Source organism: Pseudorhodoplanes sp., from assembly GCF_035565855.1.
In the GTDB taxonomy this organism is placed as follows: domain Bacteria; phylum Pseudomonadota; class Alphaproteobacteria; order Rhizobiales; family Xanthobacteraceae; genus Pseudorhodoplanes.
Window position 1 is genome coordinate 1 of sequence record NZ_DATMRX010000253.1, and the last position, 14,687, is coordinate 14,687.

Here is a 14,687-nt window from a genome sequence, read left to right on the forward strand (position 1 = left end):
AAGGCTGATTCATCGGCCAGGAGGTGGTGTCGCGGGTCGAAGATCGCGGGACGGCGCGCAATCGCATCGTGCCGGTGGAGTTCGAGGCTCATGCCGCCGAGGATGGCACAGTGGTCATGGCTGGCGACAAGATTGTCGGCACGATGGGATCGTCGGCCGGGCGCCTCGGGCTTGCGATGCTCAGGGTCGACCGCGTCGCCGACGCGATCGCCGCAGGCGTGCCGTTGCTGGCCGGCGGCATCCCGATGACATTGCGTAAAGGCGCCGTGGCCGATTTGCTTAAAGGTGCAGACGCCAAATGAACGCGATCACGCATGCGGACGGGCTCACGCGTTGTCCCTGGCCGAAAGACGACCCGCTCTATGTTAGCTATCATGACAACGAATGGGGCGTGCCGGAATATGACGACCGCGCGCTGTTCGAAAAGCTAATCCTCGACGGCTTCCAGGCCGGGTTGTCGTGGATCACGATCCTGCGCAAGCGCGACAATTTCCGCAAAGCCTTCGACGATTTCAGTCCTGAAAAGATCGCGCGCTACACGCCGCGCAAGGTGGAGAAGCTGATGCAGGACGCCGGCATCGTGCGCAACCGGCTGAAGATCGAAGGCACGGTGCTGTCGGCGCGGGCGTATCTCGACATTATGGAAAAGGGGGACGGGTTCTCGGACCTGCTCTGGGGGCACCTGAACGGGCGGCCGAAGGTGAACCAGTTCAAGACCCTGAAATCGGTCCCGGCGGAAACACCGCTGTCGCGAGCGATCTCGAAGGATCTTGCGTCCCGCGGGTTCAAGTTTGTCGGCCCGACCATCGTTTACGCCTTCATGCAGGCTGTCGGGATGGTCAACGATCATCTCATGTCCTGTCACCGCCACGAGGCCTGCGCGAAGCTCGGCAAACGCCCACAATGACCAAAGCTAAACCCCGCGCGTGGCAGCGCATGCTGTCGGGCCGCAGGCTGGACCTCCTGGACCCCTCCCCGCTCGACATTGAAATCGAGGACATCGCGCATGGGATCGCGCGGGTGCCGCGCTGGAACGGCCAGACCAAGGGTGCCCATATCTTCTCGGTCGCCCAGCATACGCTTCTGGTCGATACCCTCGCGCGTCAGCAGGGCCCGCTCGACGACAAGCTTCGACTGGCGATCATGCTGCACGACGCACCGGAATATGTTGTCGGCGACATGATCACGCCCTTCAAGGCGGTGATTGGGGATTCCTACAAGGCGGTGGAGGCGCGGCTCCTTTCCGCGATCCATCTGCGGTTCGGCCTGCCCGCGCATCTTCCGGCGTCGCAGGCAAGGATGATCAAGCAGGCCGACCGCGCCGCAGCCTATCTCGAAGCGACACGGCTTGCCGGTTTTGCCGAAGCCGAGGCGCGTAAATTCTTCGGCGTGCCGCCGAAACTCTCGCCCGCGCTGGAGCGCGATTACCTGACGCCGTGGCCGGCCGATACCGCGGAAGCCCGTTATCTGGAGCGGTTCGCGAAATTATGGGGGTGACCGGTTCCGGTCCTCTGGCGGCGGTCTGGAGCGCGCCTTGGCGCAACCCTCCCGGACGCATAAGTTCAGGGCACTGAATCGATTGCCGCATGACCGAAAGCAAATGATCCACGTCTGCTCCCTCGCCCGCCTGCATCCAACAGTCACCGAGACCGGTGCGAAACACGTCGTGACCCTGATGAAGGACGTCGCGATGGTGAAGCGGCCGCCTTCGGTCGAGGAGATGAACCACCTCCTCCTCGACATGGACGATATCGTCACCGTGATGGATGGCTATGTGCATCCGACCGAAAGCCACGTGGAAAAGCTGATCGATTTCGTCACCCATTGGGATCGCACCACGCCGCTTGTCGTGCACTGCTATGCCGGAATCAGCCGCTCGACGGCGGGCGCGTTCATCACCGCCTGCGCACTCAATCCCCGCCGCAACGAAGAAGAGATCGCGCGCGCCATTCGCTCGTTTTCTCCAACGGCACAGCCGAATATCCGTCTGGTCTCGCTCGCCGATGAGATTCTCGGCCGGAACGGACGCATGATTCAGGCGATCCGCGCGATGGGACCGGGCATCGCCGCCTATGAAGGTCATCCGTTCCGACTCGACATCGAGTGAGGAGGCAGTGACCCGCCTCACACCGATCGAGATCGGACTGACCACCGCGATTGTCGCGGTCACCAACGAGGAACCGCAGGTTCTGGTCGCCGGGGAGACCGGCAAGAAGAACCAGCCGGCGGGCCTGCCGTCCGGCGCGTTCGATCCGGTGTCGCATCGCACTTTCGAAATCGGATTGCGGGAATGGGTGGCAGCCCAGACCGCGCTGAATGTCGGCTATGTCGAACAGCTCTATACCTTCGGCGATCGCGGCCGCCACGCGCGTGTCGGCGATACCGATCCCCATGTCGTCTCGGTCGGCTATCTCGCGCTGACGCGCGTTCCCGAGAATGTGCAGGGCCTGCGCGATGCCGGCGCGAGCTTCCAGCCCTGGTATCGCTTCTTCCCGTGGGAAGACTGGCGCAACGGCCGTCCCTCGATCATCGATGAATCGATATTGCCACCGCTGACGGCATGGGCGCGTGGCGCGGCCGGCCGCAGTGAACGGCTGCGGCTCTGTTTCGGTGGTGGCGGCGCCTCCTGGGACGAGGAGAAGGTGCTTGAGCGCTACGAGCTTCTCTACGAGGCCGGGCTGATCGAGGAAGCGTTGCGCGACGGGCGGGTGACGCAGGTCCGCGGACATCTCGGCGAGTCCATGCGGTTCGATCATCGCCGCATCCTCGCGACCGCCATCGCAAGGTTGCGGGGCAAGCTCAAATACCGCCCCGTTGTTTTCGAATTGATGCCGGCGGAATTTACGCTGACGGAATTGCAGCGCACCGTCGAGGCCATATCCGGCCGCCATTTGCACAAGCAAAATTTCCGGCGGCTGGTGGAGAGCAGCGAACTGGTCGAGCCGACCGGCGAGATGACGAGCGCGACGGGCGGTCGGCCGGCCGCGTTGTTTCGTTTCCGTCGCGAGGTGATGCAGGAACGTCACGCCCCGGGGCTGCGCCTCGGCGTCCGGCGGTAACGCAGGACGTTCAAAACGTCCATTCAGCCGTTTCCCCGGCCCGTTGCCGGCGATAAAGTTCCCTGCTCGGGCTGGGGCGGTTCTCATGGAATTTTTCGGCTTCGTCACGGTCGCGCTGTTCCTCATCTTCGTGATGCGCGTCCGCAGCCGGCTGAGCGCGCTGGAAGCCAGCGTCAACCGGCTGAACGAGCTCATACTGAACGCGGCTCCGGAGCCGGCTGGCCGGCCTGTTAGCGCGCCACCGCCGCAAGAACCTTTCGAACCAGCGGCGCCTGTCGCGAGCATCCGTCCGTCGCCCGACGACATCGCGGCTCCTGAAGCCGGACAAATGTCGGAGAAGCCGGTAGACGAGACTGCGTCGTCCGAAGCGCCTCCTGAAGCGTCCGCGGCAGCACCGGGATACGGCGATTTCGAACGCCGCTTCGGCACGCAATGGGTGGTCTGGATCGGCGGGCTTGCGCTCGCGCTCGGCGGAATTTTCCTCGTGCGCTACACGATCGAGGCCGGCCTGATCGGCCCGCGCCTGCGCATCATGCTCGGCGGACTGCTCGCCGCGGCGCTGGTCGGACTTGGCGAATATGCGCGGCGGCGCGAGACCCTCGCCGGCTTTGCGCGTTTCAATACCGCGCATATTCCGAGTGTGCTGACAGCGGCGGGCACTACGATCGCCTATGCCGTGATCTATGCAGCCTTCGCGCTTTACGACTTTCTGTCGCCCGCCACGGCATTCGTGCTGCTCGGCGCGGTGGCGCTGGCGACGCTCGCCGCCGCCCTCCTTCATGGACCTGCGCTTGCGGGACTTGGCCTGATCGGCGCCTTCGTCACGCCGGCGCTCATAGGATCGGCGCAGCCGAATTATCTGGCCTTGTATCTTTACCTCGCGGTCGTCACCGCTGCTGCCTTCCTCCTCGCACGCGCAAGGCTCTGGCGCTGGCTGGCCATTGCCACCGCGGTCTTCTCTTTCGTGTGGCTTGTCCTACCCCTGGGCGCAGGCGGCGCGCTCTATCCGCAAATCTTCCATGTGCTGGTCGGCTTTGCGCTCGCCGCGGCGCTGATCGCGAGCGGGGTATTGTTCGGGCCCGACGCGCAGGCCGGGCGGCTCGATCTCCTTTCGAGCGGCGTGCTTGCCTCTTACGTGCTCGGCGCCCTGCTTCTGGTTTTCTTCAACCGTCACGGCGGACCGGCGCTTGTCGCGCTCTTCGTGCTGTGCGCTGCGACGATTGCCGCTGCCTGGCGAAGCGAATCCGTCACGCCCGCGCTCGGTGCGGCCGCTATCGCCGGTATTCTCGTCGTCGCACATTGGTCGGTGTCGGATTATTTCGTCACCGTCGCCTCGCCCGGCGGGCCTTATTCCGCCGTTCCTCCGGTCGCCAAGCTGGAGGGATTGCGCGCGCATGTGGTGCTCGGCACGGGGCTGACGCTGATGTTCGGCGCCGCGGGCTATCTCGCGCAGGGCCGGCTGCGGCATCCCTATGCGGCGATGATCTGGGCGGGCATGGCCGTGCTGACCCCGCTCGCGATGCTGATCGCGCTTTATTACGGCATCACCGGCTTTGTGCGATCGATCCCGTTTGCGGGCGTTGCCCTGCTGCTGGCAGCTCTCTTCGCCATTGCCACCGAAGGGCTGACCCGGCGCAAAATCGCCGCGGGGGACGCGGCCGCAAGCGCGGTCTTCGCAGCGGGCGCGGTCGCCGCGCTCGCCCTGACATTGACCTTCACCCTGGAACGCGGCTGGCTCACGGTCGCATTCGCTCTGATGGTGCCGGGGCTTGCTTATGTTGCCGACAAGCGTCCGCTGCCGCTGCTGCGCCTCCTCTGTGTGATCCTCGTCGCCCTCGTGATGGCGCGTATCGTGTGGGAGCCACGCATTGTCGGCGACGATGTCGGGCGCACGCCGATCCTGAACTGGCTGTTGTGGGGCTACGGCGTGCCGGCGCTGGCGTTCTGGCTCGGCGCGAGGATATTGCGGCGCCGCGCCGACGACTTCGCCTCGCGTAGCGTCGAATCGGCCGCCATCACCTTCACGGCGCTGACCTTCATGCTGCAGATCCGTCATTTCATGAACGACGGCGACATCTATCGTCCGTCCGCCAGCCTCGCGGAACTGGGTCTGCAGGTCTCAACCGCACTCGCGATGACCATCGGCCTCGAGCGCGTGCGGCTGCGGACCAACAGCATCGTGCATGAAGTTGCGGCACTCATCATCGGCATCCTCGCGCTGTTTGGAGCGCTCATCAGCACGGGGATCCAGTTCAATCCCGTCTTTACCAATGAGCCGGTCGGCGGGCCATTCTTCAACGTGCTGCTGCTCGGCTACGCCATCCCTGCAATCCTGATGGCCATCCTTGCGCGAATGTTCCGCGAAACACGTCCGGCTTTAGCCTATGTGATTGCTGCCGTGGCCGCGATCATCCTCGCACTGGTCTATCTGACGCTGGAGGTGCGCCGGATCTTCCACGGTCCAATGATCGGCGGTTTCTCCACCAGCGATGCCGAACAATATACCTATTCGGCGGTCTGGCTTGTTTTCGGCGTCGCCCTCCTGCTGGCGGGGATCGCGCTCAAATCCCAGCCGGCCCGCTTTGCGTCGGCGGCTGTCGTCCTCCTGACCGTCGGCAAGGTGTTCCTGTACGATCTTGCCGGTGTCCAGGGCGTCTTCCGTGCGCTGTCGCTGATCTGCCTCGGGCTGACGCTGATGGGTATCGGCTGGCTTTATCAGCGGCTATTGTTTCCGCCGCGATCGCGCAGCGAGACGACGGCCGGGCCGGTATCGGCCTGACAATCCGGATTTCCAATGAGTGACATCACCTACGGCGTCGTACCGATCGAGACGCTGCTCCAGCACGATGGGCTCACGTTCCTCCGCGGTCTTCTCGAAGGCCGCTTCCCCGCGCCGCCGATCGCGCAGACACTCGGCTTCACATTGAATGAGGTCGAATACGGCCGCGCGCTGTTTTCGGGTACGCCGCAATTGCGTCACTACAACCCGATCGGGTCGGTGCATGGCGGCTTTGCGATGACATTGCTGGACTCCGCGCTCGGCTGCGCGGTCCACACGACGCTCGGAAAGGGCGAGACCTACACCACGCTCGAGATCAAGGTGAATCTGGTGCGCCCGCTGACCGAGCGGACCGGCGAAGTGCGGGCCGAAGGCCGGATCATTCATCGCGGCCGCACCGTCGGCACGGCCGAGGGCGAGATCAAGGATTCAGCGGGCAAGCTCTACGCGCATGCCACCACGACCTGCATGATCTTCCCGGCGCGATGAGCCGAGCGATTTCGGGTGAGGTGGAATCGCATCGCCGTTTGTTGTCATGCCCCGCGAAAGCGGGGCATCCAGTAAATTCTTGAAGCGTTGTGTTTACTGGATCGCCCGCTTTCGCGGGCGATGACAGCGAGAGCAGCTGTTTTTGTGAAAAACTGAATGCGCTTCAGTCCTTGGTCGAGCGCAATTCCAGCTTCTCGTCTGCCGCCGCAGACACATCGGCGGCTTTGGCTTCGACCGGAGCGGCCGGGGCTAATGTCGATTCTGCCAGCTTCGGTTCCGGCGCTTTGGTTTCGACCGCGACCTTGGCCTCGACCGCCGCGTTGCCATCGACGGGCTTTACGGCCGCAACCGGTTCATCGGCCTCATCATCCTCGACCGCAGGGAGGTCGCGGCTGTCAATCGGTTTGGGGAAGGCCCGCGCCGAACCGGTGTGCAACTCCATCGGTGCACCCCCGCGATTGCGCGGCTCGACGGAGGCGACCACCGGGCGATCGCGATCGCGGCGCACGAAATCGCAATAGGCAAAGCCCATCCCGGAGACCGACCCGCGGAAGCTGTTATGGGATGTCCTTACGATGTTGAAGCAGGGCTCGAACGGCACGCCTTTGACTGACGCGCAAACGCGATCACCGACCACCCGTATCGTGTTCTGTGGCAGCATTGCGTACCGGGTTGCGCCATTGCCGCGAAACTGGATGGTGCCGGCGACCGATCCGTTATCCATGATCCGGCCGGCGCCTTTGGTTCCCTCAAAACACTGATAGCTGAACAGCTTCCCGACAACGAAAGCGCGGGCTTCGCGCGCGTTCATCTGCTGCGCATGCGCAGGCAAGCTGGTCAGGACCGCAACTGCGATCAAGGCTCCGGTACGCAACATGCGGGACCCCCGTTGAGAGACGCAGGCTTCTTAACCCGCTTCTTACCATAACAGACGGTAAATGTGCCCGAACTTCGTAGCTAAATCCTGAATGGTTTACCCGATATTGACCACGATCCGGCCCCGCACGCCGCCGCCGATGATCTGCGGCGCCGTGTCGATGACCGCGTCCAGTCCAATGTCCTGAGTCATTGCGGCCAGTTTCTGGCGGTCGAGGTCGGTTTCCAGGCGGCGCCAGGCCGCGAGGCGCTTCGCTTTGGGACACATCACCGAATCGATGCCCAAAAGCGACACTCCGCGCAAAATAAACGGGGCGACACTGGTTCGCAGATCCATGCCTCCTGCCAGGCCGCAGGCGGCAACCGCGCCGCCATAGCGGGTCATCGACAGGATGTTGGCCAGCGTCGTCGACCCGACAGAATCAATCCCGCCTGCGAAGCGCTCCTTGGCGAGGGGCTTGGCCGGCCCTGCGAACTCCTTGCGCTCGATGATCTCCGATGCACCGAGGCCCTTCAGATAATCCGCTTCCTGCGGGCGCCCGGTCGAGGCGGCCACCTGGTATCCGAGCTTCGAGAGGATGGCGATGGCCACCGACCCGACGCCTCCGGCCGCGCCGGTCACGACCACCGGGCCCTTGTCCGGCATGACGCCAGCCTGCTCCAGCGCGATCACCGCCAGCATCGCGGTATAACCGGCGGTACCGATCGCCATCGCCTCGCGCGCGCTCATGCTCGAGGGCAACGGGACGAGCCAGTCGCCCTTCACGCGCGCCTTCTGCGCATAGGCACCGAGATGGGTTTCGCCCATCCCCCACCCGTTGCAGATCACCTGATCGCCCGGCTTCCAGTCCGGATGCGCGGAGTGCTCGACGGTCCCGGCGAAGTCGACACCCGCGATCATCGGGAAACGCCGGACCACAGGCGCCTTGCCGGTGATCGCAAGGCCGTCCTTGTAGTTGATCGTGGAATAGGCGACCCGCACGGTGACGTCGCCATCCATCAGATCCTTCTCATCGAAATCCCTGAGGGCAACGCTCTGGCCCGCTTCGGTCTTGTCAACGACGATGGCCTTGAATGTGGACACAGCGTTCCTCCCGACCCCGGGCGCGGTTCTGCCGCGCTTACCTTGCCTTCGGCTCGATGTTTTGCCGCCGCTCGCGCGAGGGTCAAGTCCGATAGCGACGCTTCAGGCCGCGGCCGCGGCAGCCTGGCGCGCCACCGGCACTTCCTTGATCGGCAGATTGATCAGGGCCGACAGCAAACCGAGGACGATGACGACCCACCAGATCACGTCATAGGAGCCGGTCCGTTCGAACAATACGCCGCCCAGCCACACACCGAGGAACCCGCCGACCTGATGGCTGAAGAACGCGAATCCCGCGAGCATCGTGAGCCATCGCGTGCCGAACATCAGCGCCACCAGCGCATTCGTTGGCGGTACGGTAGACAGCCAGAGCAAACCCATCACCGCAGCGAATATGATCGAGCTGGTCGCGGTCGCCGGGATCGATATGAAAATCACGACGGCGACAGAACGCAGAACATAGATGAGCGCAAGGATGTAGCGCTTCGGCATCAGATTTGAGAGATAGCCGGCCGTAATCGATCCGATGATATTGAACAGGCCGACGACGCCGATGGCCAGCGCGCCGAGATCGGCCGAAAGTCCGCGATCGACCAGATATGCAGGCAGATGCACCGTGATGAAGAAAACCTGGAAGCCGCAGGTGAAGAAGCCGATCGTCAGATAGATGTAGCTCGGATGGGCAATCGCCTCGCGAAACGCGGCGCCAACCGATTGTTGCGCGGCGCGCTGCGCCGCCGTCTCCGTGCTCGGCGGCAAGGCGAGCGCGAGCGACAGCGGCAGCATCAGCAGAATGACGCCGGCAAAGATCAGAAGCGTCGTGTGCCATTCGAACGCCGAGTTCAGTGCAATCGCCAGCGGTGAAAACAGGAATTGCCCGAATGATCCGGCGGCCGTTCCAAGGCCAAACGAAAACGTCCGCCATTGCGGCGGGAGGAGCTTGCCGAAAGCGCCGATCACCACCGTGAACGAAGAGCCGGCGAGGCCGAACCCGACCAGCACGCCGGCGGACAGATACATCGCGCCGGGTGTGGACGCGAACACCATCCACGCAAATCCGATCGCGTAGAGCAAGGCGCCGGCGCAGAGCACCAGAACCGGGCCGAAGCGGTCTGCGATCGCGCCGACGAACGGCTGCGCCGCGCCCCACAGCAGCATCTGGATGGCGATGGCCAGCGCAAAGACGTCGCGCCCCCAGCCATTGGCGTTCGACATCGGCGTGAGGAAGAAGCCAAGCGTCGAGCGCGGTCCGAAACCGAGCATCGAGATCAGGCAGCCGCAAATGATGATCAGCGGAATCGACTGCCAGGCGGCGCGCCGCAGATTTTCGCTCATCGTCCCGCTCCGGCAGCCGCTGCAACCTCACGTGACGGCCGCTTCACCGGCGCCTCCACGATCGGGAGATTGATGATCGCCGAGGCTACGCCAAAGGCGATGGAGAGCAGCCAAACGAGATTATACGAGCCGGTCATCTCGAAAGCCACTCCGCCAAGCCAGACGCCGAGAAAGCCGCCGACCTGATGACTGAAGAACGCAAATCCGAACAGCATCGCGAGCCAGCGCGTGCCGAACATCAGCGCCACCAATCCGGATGTGGGCGGCACCGTCGACAGCCAGGTCAATCCGGTTACGACGCCGAAAACGACAGCCGATGTGGGCGATAGCGGAACCGCGATGAAGACGGCGATCGATACGGCGCGCGTGAAATACAGGATCGCGAGAATGTAGCGTTTGGGCATCTTGTTGGCGGCCCAGCCGGCGGCGATGGCGCCGATGATGTTGAAGAGCCCGATCGTCGCAAGCACCCACCCGCCAACCTGAACCGAAAGGCCGCGATCGACCAGATACGCCGGCAGATGCGCGGTGATGAAGGCGAGCTGAAAGCCGCAGGTGAAGAAGCCCAGCACCAGCAACACATAGGAGCGGTGCGCGAACGCTTCCGACAATGCGTGACGCAGCGATTGCGGAGTGTCGTTGCCCGAGGCGGACGTCGCCTTGACGGGCCTCGTCGCAAGCGCGACCGAGAACGGGATGACGAGCATGACTGCGGCGGCGAAGACAATCAGCGCTACCGGCCAGCCATGTGTCTCGATGAGCAACGCGCCCAGCGGAGCGAAAAGGAACTGCCCGAACGAGCCGGCAGCCGTCCCTGCCCCAAAGGCAAGCGAGCGCATGTGATCCGGAACCAGTTTGCCGAGGGCGGCGACCACGAGATTGAACGAACAGCCCGACAAGCCGAAGCCGATCATCACGCCGACGGTGATATTGAAGGTCAGCGGCGTGGTCGAATAGGTCATGAGCACGAGGCCCGCCGCATAGAGCAAGGCGCCGCCGCACAGGACGCGCAATGTGCCGAACCTGTCTGCGATCGCGCCGGCGATCGGCTGGCCAATTCCCCAGAGCAGGTTCTGCACAGCGAATGCGAGGGCGAAGACGTCGCGGCCCCAGCCGTTCGCATCGCTCACGGGCTGCATGAACAGGCCCATGGCGGAACGCGGGCCGAAGGTGATCAGGGATACCGCACATCCTGCCAGGATGATGATCAGCGGCGTGCGCCACGTGACGTGGCCGCCGGTTCCGACGGAACTGTCAGACATTTGCATCCTTCCGGCAGAGCGCAGATTCGCATTTCTCGATGGGGCCGCGGAAAATAGGCCGCCGATCAGAATGCCCCTAGCGAATATTGGTGATGGGTCCGATACATTGGCGGAATAGCTTGCATCCAACGGTGCGAATCCTGTCATCTTTCCAACGCGCAAAGGGAGGCGACCTCGGATGATACAGACCAGACTGCGTTTTCGGCATGCAGGCTATGCTGTCCTGATGATCTGTGGCGCGGTTCTTGTCCCTGCGAGCCCGGCCGCGGCCCAGGGCACGGTCGCGCAGCGCGAGGCCTGCGAAGGCGATGCGTTCCGATTCTGCAGTGAATTCATTCCCTTTGTGCACGCGATCGAGAATTGCCTCGCCAGAAATATCCGCAAGCTGACGCCCGCCTGCCAGGTCCAGATGCGCGGCGGCACCCCTGCCCCACGGCGTCGTCCACGCTGAGCCGCGGCTTTTTTCGCCGAGCGTCCCGAGCGCATCGCGCCAGCCTTCTCAAAACGCGCTGGCGCAACGCCGCAAATGATGATATTGTAGTTTTGCTCGGATTGAGAATAACAATCCCATGAACCGGCGCCTTGCGCCGGGATATTTTGTACCTAGATATGCTCAATCTGAGCATATGATCGCGTGGGAGGCCGAGATGCCGCTCCTTGAACTGCAGGGTCCTGTTGGCGGGATGCCCCCCGCGGCGTTACAGCCGGTTGCGTCGGACGCGGCCGCGCGCAAGTTCGGCATTCTCCCGATGCCGGAGCTCGTCTGGAATGAAGACGTGGCACGCGAGACCGCTCACCTCTATGAGCGGGTCAAGACCGTCGTGCCCGCGATCGAATGGCCGGTCTTTGCGCCCTATGTGAAGGCGATCAACGAGCTCAAGCGCGAGCGCAACGCGGTCATCCTCGCGCACAATTACCAGACGCCGGAAATCTACAATTGCGTCGCCGATTTCGTCGGCGACTCGCTGCAGCTCGCGCGCCAGGCCACCAAGGTGAAGGCCGACGTGATCGTTCAGGGCGGCGTGCATTTCATGGCCGAGACCTCGAAGATCCTCAATCCCGAGAAGACGGTGCTGATCCCCGACATGCGGGCGGGCTGCTCGCTTGCGCAGGCGATCACGGCGGCCGACGTGCGGCTCTTGCGCCAGCGCTATCCCGGCGTCCCGGTCGTGGTCTATGTCAACACGTCGGCCGAAGTGAAGGCGGAGAGCGACATTTGCTGCACCTCGTCGAATGCGCTGCAGGTCGTCGAAAGCCTCGGCACCGACAAGGTCATCTTCCTGCCGGATCAGTATCTGGCGAAATACGTCGCCTCGCAGACCAAGGTGAAGATCATCGCCTGGACCGGCGCCTGCGAAGTGCATGAGCGCTTCACCGGCGATGAGCTGCGCCTGTATCGCGAGAGCGATCCGAATTTGCAGATCATTGCCCACCCGGAATGCCCGCCGGACGTGATCGCGGAGGCCGACTTCACTGGCTCGACAGCGCACATGATCGACTGGGTTCGCGACAGGAAGCCGAAGCGCGTCGTGATGGTCACCGAATGCTCGATGGCCGACAACGTGCAGGCCGAATTGCCGGACGTCGAATTCGTGCGGCCGTGCAATCTTTGCCCGCACATGAAGCGGATCACGTTGCCGAAGATCCTCGAAAGCCTCGTCTACATGAAAGAGGAAGTGGTGGTCGATCCGGTCATCGCGGAAAAGGCACGCCGCTCGGTCGAGCGCATGATCAACCTGAAGAACTGAGGAAAAGGCCATGCTCAACCCGCTGCGCCGCGTCGACATCGCGCCTTCTGCCTTATCGCTCTATTGCCCCGACGCGTTCATCTCGCCGCTCGAGATCGACGACGCGGTGACCCGTGCCCTCGCCGAAGACCTCGGCCGCGCCGGGGACGTCACCTCGGTCGCGACCGTGCCGGAGGACGCACAGGCCCGTGCTGTGGTTGTTGCCCGTGCGCCCGGCCGCATCTCAGGCCTGCCGCTTGTCGAAGCGGTGGTTCGCCGTCTTGCGCCGGATGCGCAGATCGTCCCGCATTTCCGCGACGGCGATGCGGTGGCCAAGAAAACGGCGCTGATGACGATCACCGGCAATGCCCGCGCTGTGCTGGCGGCGGAGCGCACTGCGCTCAATTTCGCCGGCCACCTTTCCGGGATTGCGACCGCGACCGCAGCGCTGGTCGACAAGCTGAAAGGCACCAACACGCGGCTTGTCTGCACCCGCAAGACAACGCCGGGTCTGCGCGCGCTGCAAAAATATGCGGTGCGCTGCGGCGGCGGCTACAACCATCGCTTCGGCCTAGACGATGCGGTGCTGATCAAGGACAACCACATCGCCGTCGCCGGCGGCATCCGCGCGGCGCTTGAGCGGGCGAAGTCCGTGGTCGGCCATCTGGTGAAAATCGAGATCGAGGTCGACAATCTCGATCAGCTCCGCGAGGTGCTCGATACCGGGCTCGCCGACGTGCTGCTGGTCGACAATTTCACCGTGCCGATGCTCAAGGAAGCGGTCGCGCTGGTTGGCGGACGTCTGGTGATCGAGGCATCCGGCGGCATTACGCACGACAATGCGGCCGAGATCGCGGCGACCGGCGTCGATTACGTTTCCTCGGGCGCGATCACCCACTCCGCGCCCAATCTCGATATCGCGCTCGATATCGAGATGTGATGGGCATCGCGGGCCAACGATTCCTGACCAGACCGGAGTCGCATAGCTCATCTCATGCCCCGCGAAAGCGGGGCATCCAGTAAACTTCTGAAGCGGTTGTCTGTACCGGATCGCCCGCTGGAGCCTGTCATGGGGCCGCGCTTTGCGCGGACCCGTTGGCGGGCGATGACAGCGAGAGCGGCTGCGTCCGTGAAAACTGAATGCGCTTCAGTCCCGCGCAATCACAAAATGCGCCCTATCCGCCCGGCAGGTTGATCGGTTCCACCGGATCAAAAATCGAGCGGCGTGGCGGCGGCGGCGTCTGCGCCTCGGCCCGCTTGTCGATCTCCTTCTTGTCGGTTGAGGCGGGCTGAGCCGCGCGCGGAACAGATCCAGTCGCTTCGAGCGGCTCGCCCCAGACCGGGATTTCATCGAGCGAACCCCAGCGCTTCGGACGATAGAAGATGTGAACGCCGATGCGCGAATGTTTGGTCATCGTGCGCACCCACCACGGATTTACATAAGTCGCGTGGTAGTGCGTGGCCTTGCCGATCTCCGGCAGCCAGAACTTGCCATCGAGCGCGTCCTCGGCGATGCGGGTTGCGACTTCCCAGCGCGGCTGATCGCGCACCACGTCCTTGTGGTTGTCGCAGGCGAAGGTGAATTGGCAGGCGAGATGCCGGTGCGCGTTCTGGTAGACTACGTCGCAGACATTGCCTGGATAATAACCCGAGAAAGCGCGGTTCAGGATGACCTGCGCCACCGCCATCTGCCCGCGCTCGACTTCCCCGCGGGCCTCGAAATAGATCGCGTTGGCAAGGCACTTTGCGTGCTTTGCGCGGGTCGCCCCTGAAAGGCCGAGCCGCTCGGCGGGCGTGCGCGGGCGCTTGCCCTCGCCGGTCACTTCGCCTTTCGGCGCGATCGTCTCGCCGCCCTTTTCCGATGCGGCATCAACCGGCGCCGGCTCGAGCGCCGTGCGCTTGATCTCGGTGTCGACATGCGGAGGCGCTAGGACCGTCGGCGCCTCCTCGGGCTCCCAGGCCTCCCAGGCATTGCGGCCAACGCCGAGCGCGTGCGTGCCGAAATAGACGCGCGATTGCGCCGTGGGCCTGGCGAATTGCGCAAGCTTGTCGATCGCCTCGGGATTAAAGCGATCC

General features: G+C 63.8%; 15 protein-coding genes. 10 read left to right on the forward strand and 5 right to left on the reverse strand.

Annotated features, from left to right (window positions below; all coding sequences use genetic code 11):
- The first annotated feature begins 26 nt into the window (after window positions 1-26).
- The 7 genes from VN004_RS14365 (at window position 27) to VN004_RS14395 (ending at window position 6,327) form a co-directional block, all read left to right on the forward strand.
- Window positions 27-302, forward strand: coding sequence for a hypothetical protein (locus tag VN004_RS14365; protein WP_325611275.1), 276 nt, complete (start codon window positions 27-29; stop codon window positions 300-302).
- Window positions 299-907, forward strand: coding sequence for a DNA-3-methyladenine glycosylase I (locus VN004_RS14370; RefSeq protein ID WP_325611277.1), 609 nt, complete (start codon window positions 299-301; stop codon window positions 905-907). Before VN004_RS14365 ends, VN004_RS14370 begins: the two co-directional genes overlap by 4 nt.
- The gene (locus VN004_RS14375) at window positions 904-1,497 is read left to right on the forward strand and encodes an HD family hydrolase (RefSeq protein ID WP_325611280.1); all 594 of its coding nucleotides are present in this window, start codon (window positions 904-906) and stop codon (window positions 1,495-1,497) included. Before VN004_RS14370 ends, VN004_RS14375 begins: the two co-directional genes overlap by 4 nt.
- A gap of 103 nt (window positions 1,498-1,600) precedes the next feature.
- Window positions 1,601-2,107, forward strand: coding sequence for a tyrosine phosphatase family protein (locus tag VN004_RS14380; RefSeq protein WP_325611282.1), 507 nt, complete (start codon window positions 1,601-1,603; stop codon window positions 2,105-2,107).
- Complete coding sequence (locus tag VN004_RS14385; protein ID WP_325611284.1) at window positions 2,073-3,059, forward strand: NUDIX hydrolase; 987 nt, start codon at window positions 2,073-2,075, stop codon at window positions 3,057-3,059. Before VN004_RS14380 ends, VN004_RS14385 begins: the two co-directional genes overlap by 35 nt.
- A gap of 85 nt (window positions 3,060-3,144) precedes the next feature.
- Window positions 3,145-5,838, forward strand: coding sequence for a DUF2339 domain-containing protein (locus tag VN004_RS14390; protein ID WP_325611287.1), 2,694 nt, complete (start codon window positions 3,145-3,147; stop codon window positions 5,836-5,838).
- 15 nt (window positions 5,839-5,853) lie between these two features.
- Window positions 5,854-6,327, forward strand: a complete 474-nt coding sequence (locus VN004_RS14395) for a PaaI family thioesterase (protein ID WP_325611290.1) — start codon at window positions 5,854-5,856, stop codon at window positions 6,325-6,327.
- Window positions 6,328-6,490: 163 nt separating this feature from the next.
- Here the strand turns inward: VN004_RS14395 and VN004_RS14400 are convergent, their stop codons facing one another.
- From VN004_RS14400 to VN004_RS14415, 4 genes are all read right to left on the reverse strand, one after another.
- Window positions 6,491-7,204 (reverse strand): hypothetical protein, encoded by a 714-nt coding sequence (locus VN004_RS14400; RefSeq protein WP_325611292.1) that lies wholly within the window; start codon window positions 7,202-7,204, stop codon window positions 6,491-6,493.
- Between the two features lie 96 nt (window positions 7,205-7,300).
- Window positions 7,301-8,287, reverse strand: coding sequence for an MDR family oxidoreductase (locus VN004_RS14405; protein ID WP_325611294.1), 987 nt, complete (start codon window positions 8,285-8,287; stop codon window positions 7,301-7,303).
- A 102-nt stretch (window positions 8,288-8,389) separates the two neighbouring features.
- Complete coding sequence (locus tag VN004_RS14410) at window positions 8,390-9,622, reverse strand: MFS transporter (RefSeq protein ID WP_325611296.1); 1,233 nt, start codon at window positions 9,620-9,622, stop codon at window positions 8,390-8,392.
- Window positions 9,619-10,890 carry an MFS transporter gene (locus tag VN004_RS14415; RefSeq protein ID WP_414710308.1) on the reverse strand — a complete coding sequence of 424 codons (1,272 nt, stop codon included), beginning with the start codon at window positions 10,888-10,890 and terminating at the stop codon, window positions 9,619-9,621. Before VN004_RS14415 ends, VN004_RS14410 begins: the two co-directional genes overlap by 4 nt.
- A 172-nt stretch (window positions 10,891-11,062) precedes the next feature.
- On the opposite strand from VN004_RS14415, the gene VN004_RS14420 reads away from it, so the two are divergent.
- The 3 genes from VN004_RS14420 (at window position 11,063) to nadC (ending at window position 13,551) form a co-directional block, all read left to right on the forward strand.
- Window positions 11,063-11,335, forward strand: coding sequence for a hypothetical protein (locus tag VN004_RS14420; RefSeq protein ID WP_325611302.1), 273 nt, complete (start codon window positions 11,063-11,065; stop codon window positions 11,333-11,335).
- A gap of 196 nt (window positions 11,336-11,531) precedes the next feature.
- Window positions 11,532-12,632: a quinolinate synthase NadA gene (gene nadA / locus VN004_RS14425; protein WP_414710309.1), complete on the forward strand. Its 1,101-nt coding sequence runs from the start codon at window positions 11,532-11,534 to the stop codon at window positions 12,630-12,632.
- A gap of 10 nt (window positions 12,633-12,642) precedes the next feature.
- Window positions 12,643-13,551: a carboxylating nicotinate-nucleotide diphosphorylase gene (nadC, locus tag VN004_RS14430; RefSeq protein WP_325611304.1), complete on the forward strand. Its 909-nt coding sequence runs from the start codon at window positions 12,643-12,645 to the stop codon at window positions 13,549-13,551.
- Between the two features lie 235 nt (window positions 13,552-13,786).
- Here nadC and VN004_RS14435 read toward each other — a convergent pair.
- Window positions 13,787-14,687, reverse strand: a 901-nt coding sequence (locus VN004_RS14435) for a cell wall hydrolase (protein WP_325611306.1), incomplete at its 5' end; no start/stop codon positions are given.

What these genes read in the sequence shown, in the direction of transcription:
- VN004_RS14370 (WP_325611277.1), top strand. Translation starts at nt 299, where the DNA reads ATGAACGCGATCACGCATGCGGACGGGCTCACGCGTTGTCCCTGGCCG.
- VN004_RS14395 (WP_325611290.1), top strand. Translation starts at nt 5,854, where the DNA reads ATGAGTGACATCACCTACGGCGTCGTACCGATCGAGACGCTGCTCCAG.
- VN004_RS14390 (WP_325611287.1), top strand. Translation starts at nt 3,145, where the DNA reads ATGGAATTTTTCGGCTTCGTCACGGTCGCGCTGTTCCTCATCTTCGTG.
- VN004_RS14415 (WP_414710308.1), bottom strand. Translation starts at nt 10,890, where the DNA reads ATGCAAATGTCTGACAGTTCCGTCGGAACCGGCGGCCACGTCACGTGG.
- nadA (WP_414710309.1), top strand. Translation starts at nt 11,532, where the DNA reads ATGCCGCTCCTTGAACTGCAGGGTCCTGTTGGCGGGATGCCCCCCGCG.
- VN004_RS14380 (WP_325611282.1), top strand. Translation starts at nt 1,601, where the DNA reads ATGATCCACGTCTGCTCCCTCGCCCGCCTGCATCCAACAGTCACCGAG.
- VN004_RS14375 (WP_325611280.1), top strand. Translation starts at nt 904, where the DNA reads ATGACCAAAGCTAAACCCCGCGCGTGGCAGCGCATGCTGTCGGGCCGC.
- nadC (WP_325611304.1), top strand. Translation starts at nt 12,643, where the DNA reads ATGCTCAACCCGCTGCGCCGCGTCGACATCGCGCCTTCTGCCTTATCG.
- VN004_RS14410 (WP_325611296.1), bottom strand. Translation starts at nt 9,622, where the DNA reads ATGAGCGAAAATCTGCGGCGCGCCGCCTGGCAGTCGATTCCGCTGATC.
- VN004_RS14400 (WP_325611292.1), bottom strand. Translation starts at nt 7,204, where the DNA reads ATGTTGCGTACCGGAGCCTTGATCGCAGTTGCGGTCCTGACCAGCTTG.
- VN004_RS14385 (WP_325611284.1), top strand. Translation starts at nt 2,073, where the DNA reads ATGAAGGTCATCCGTTCCGACTCGACATCGAGTGAGGAGGCAGTGACC.
- VN004_RS14420 (WP_325611302.1), top strand. Translation starts at nt 11,063, where the DNA reads ATGATACAGACCAGACTGCGTTTTCGGCATGCAGGCTATGCTGTCCTG.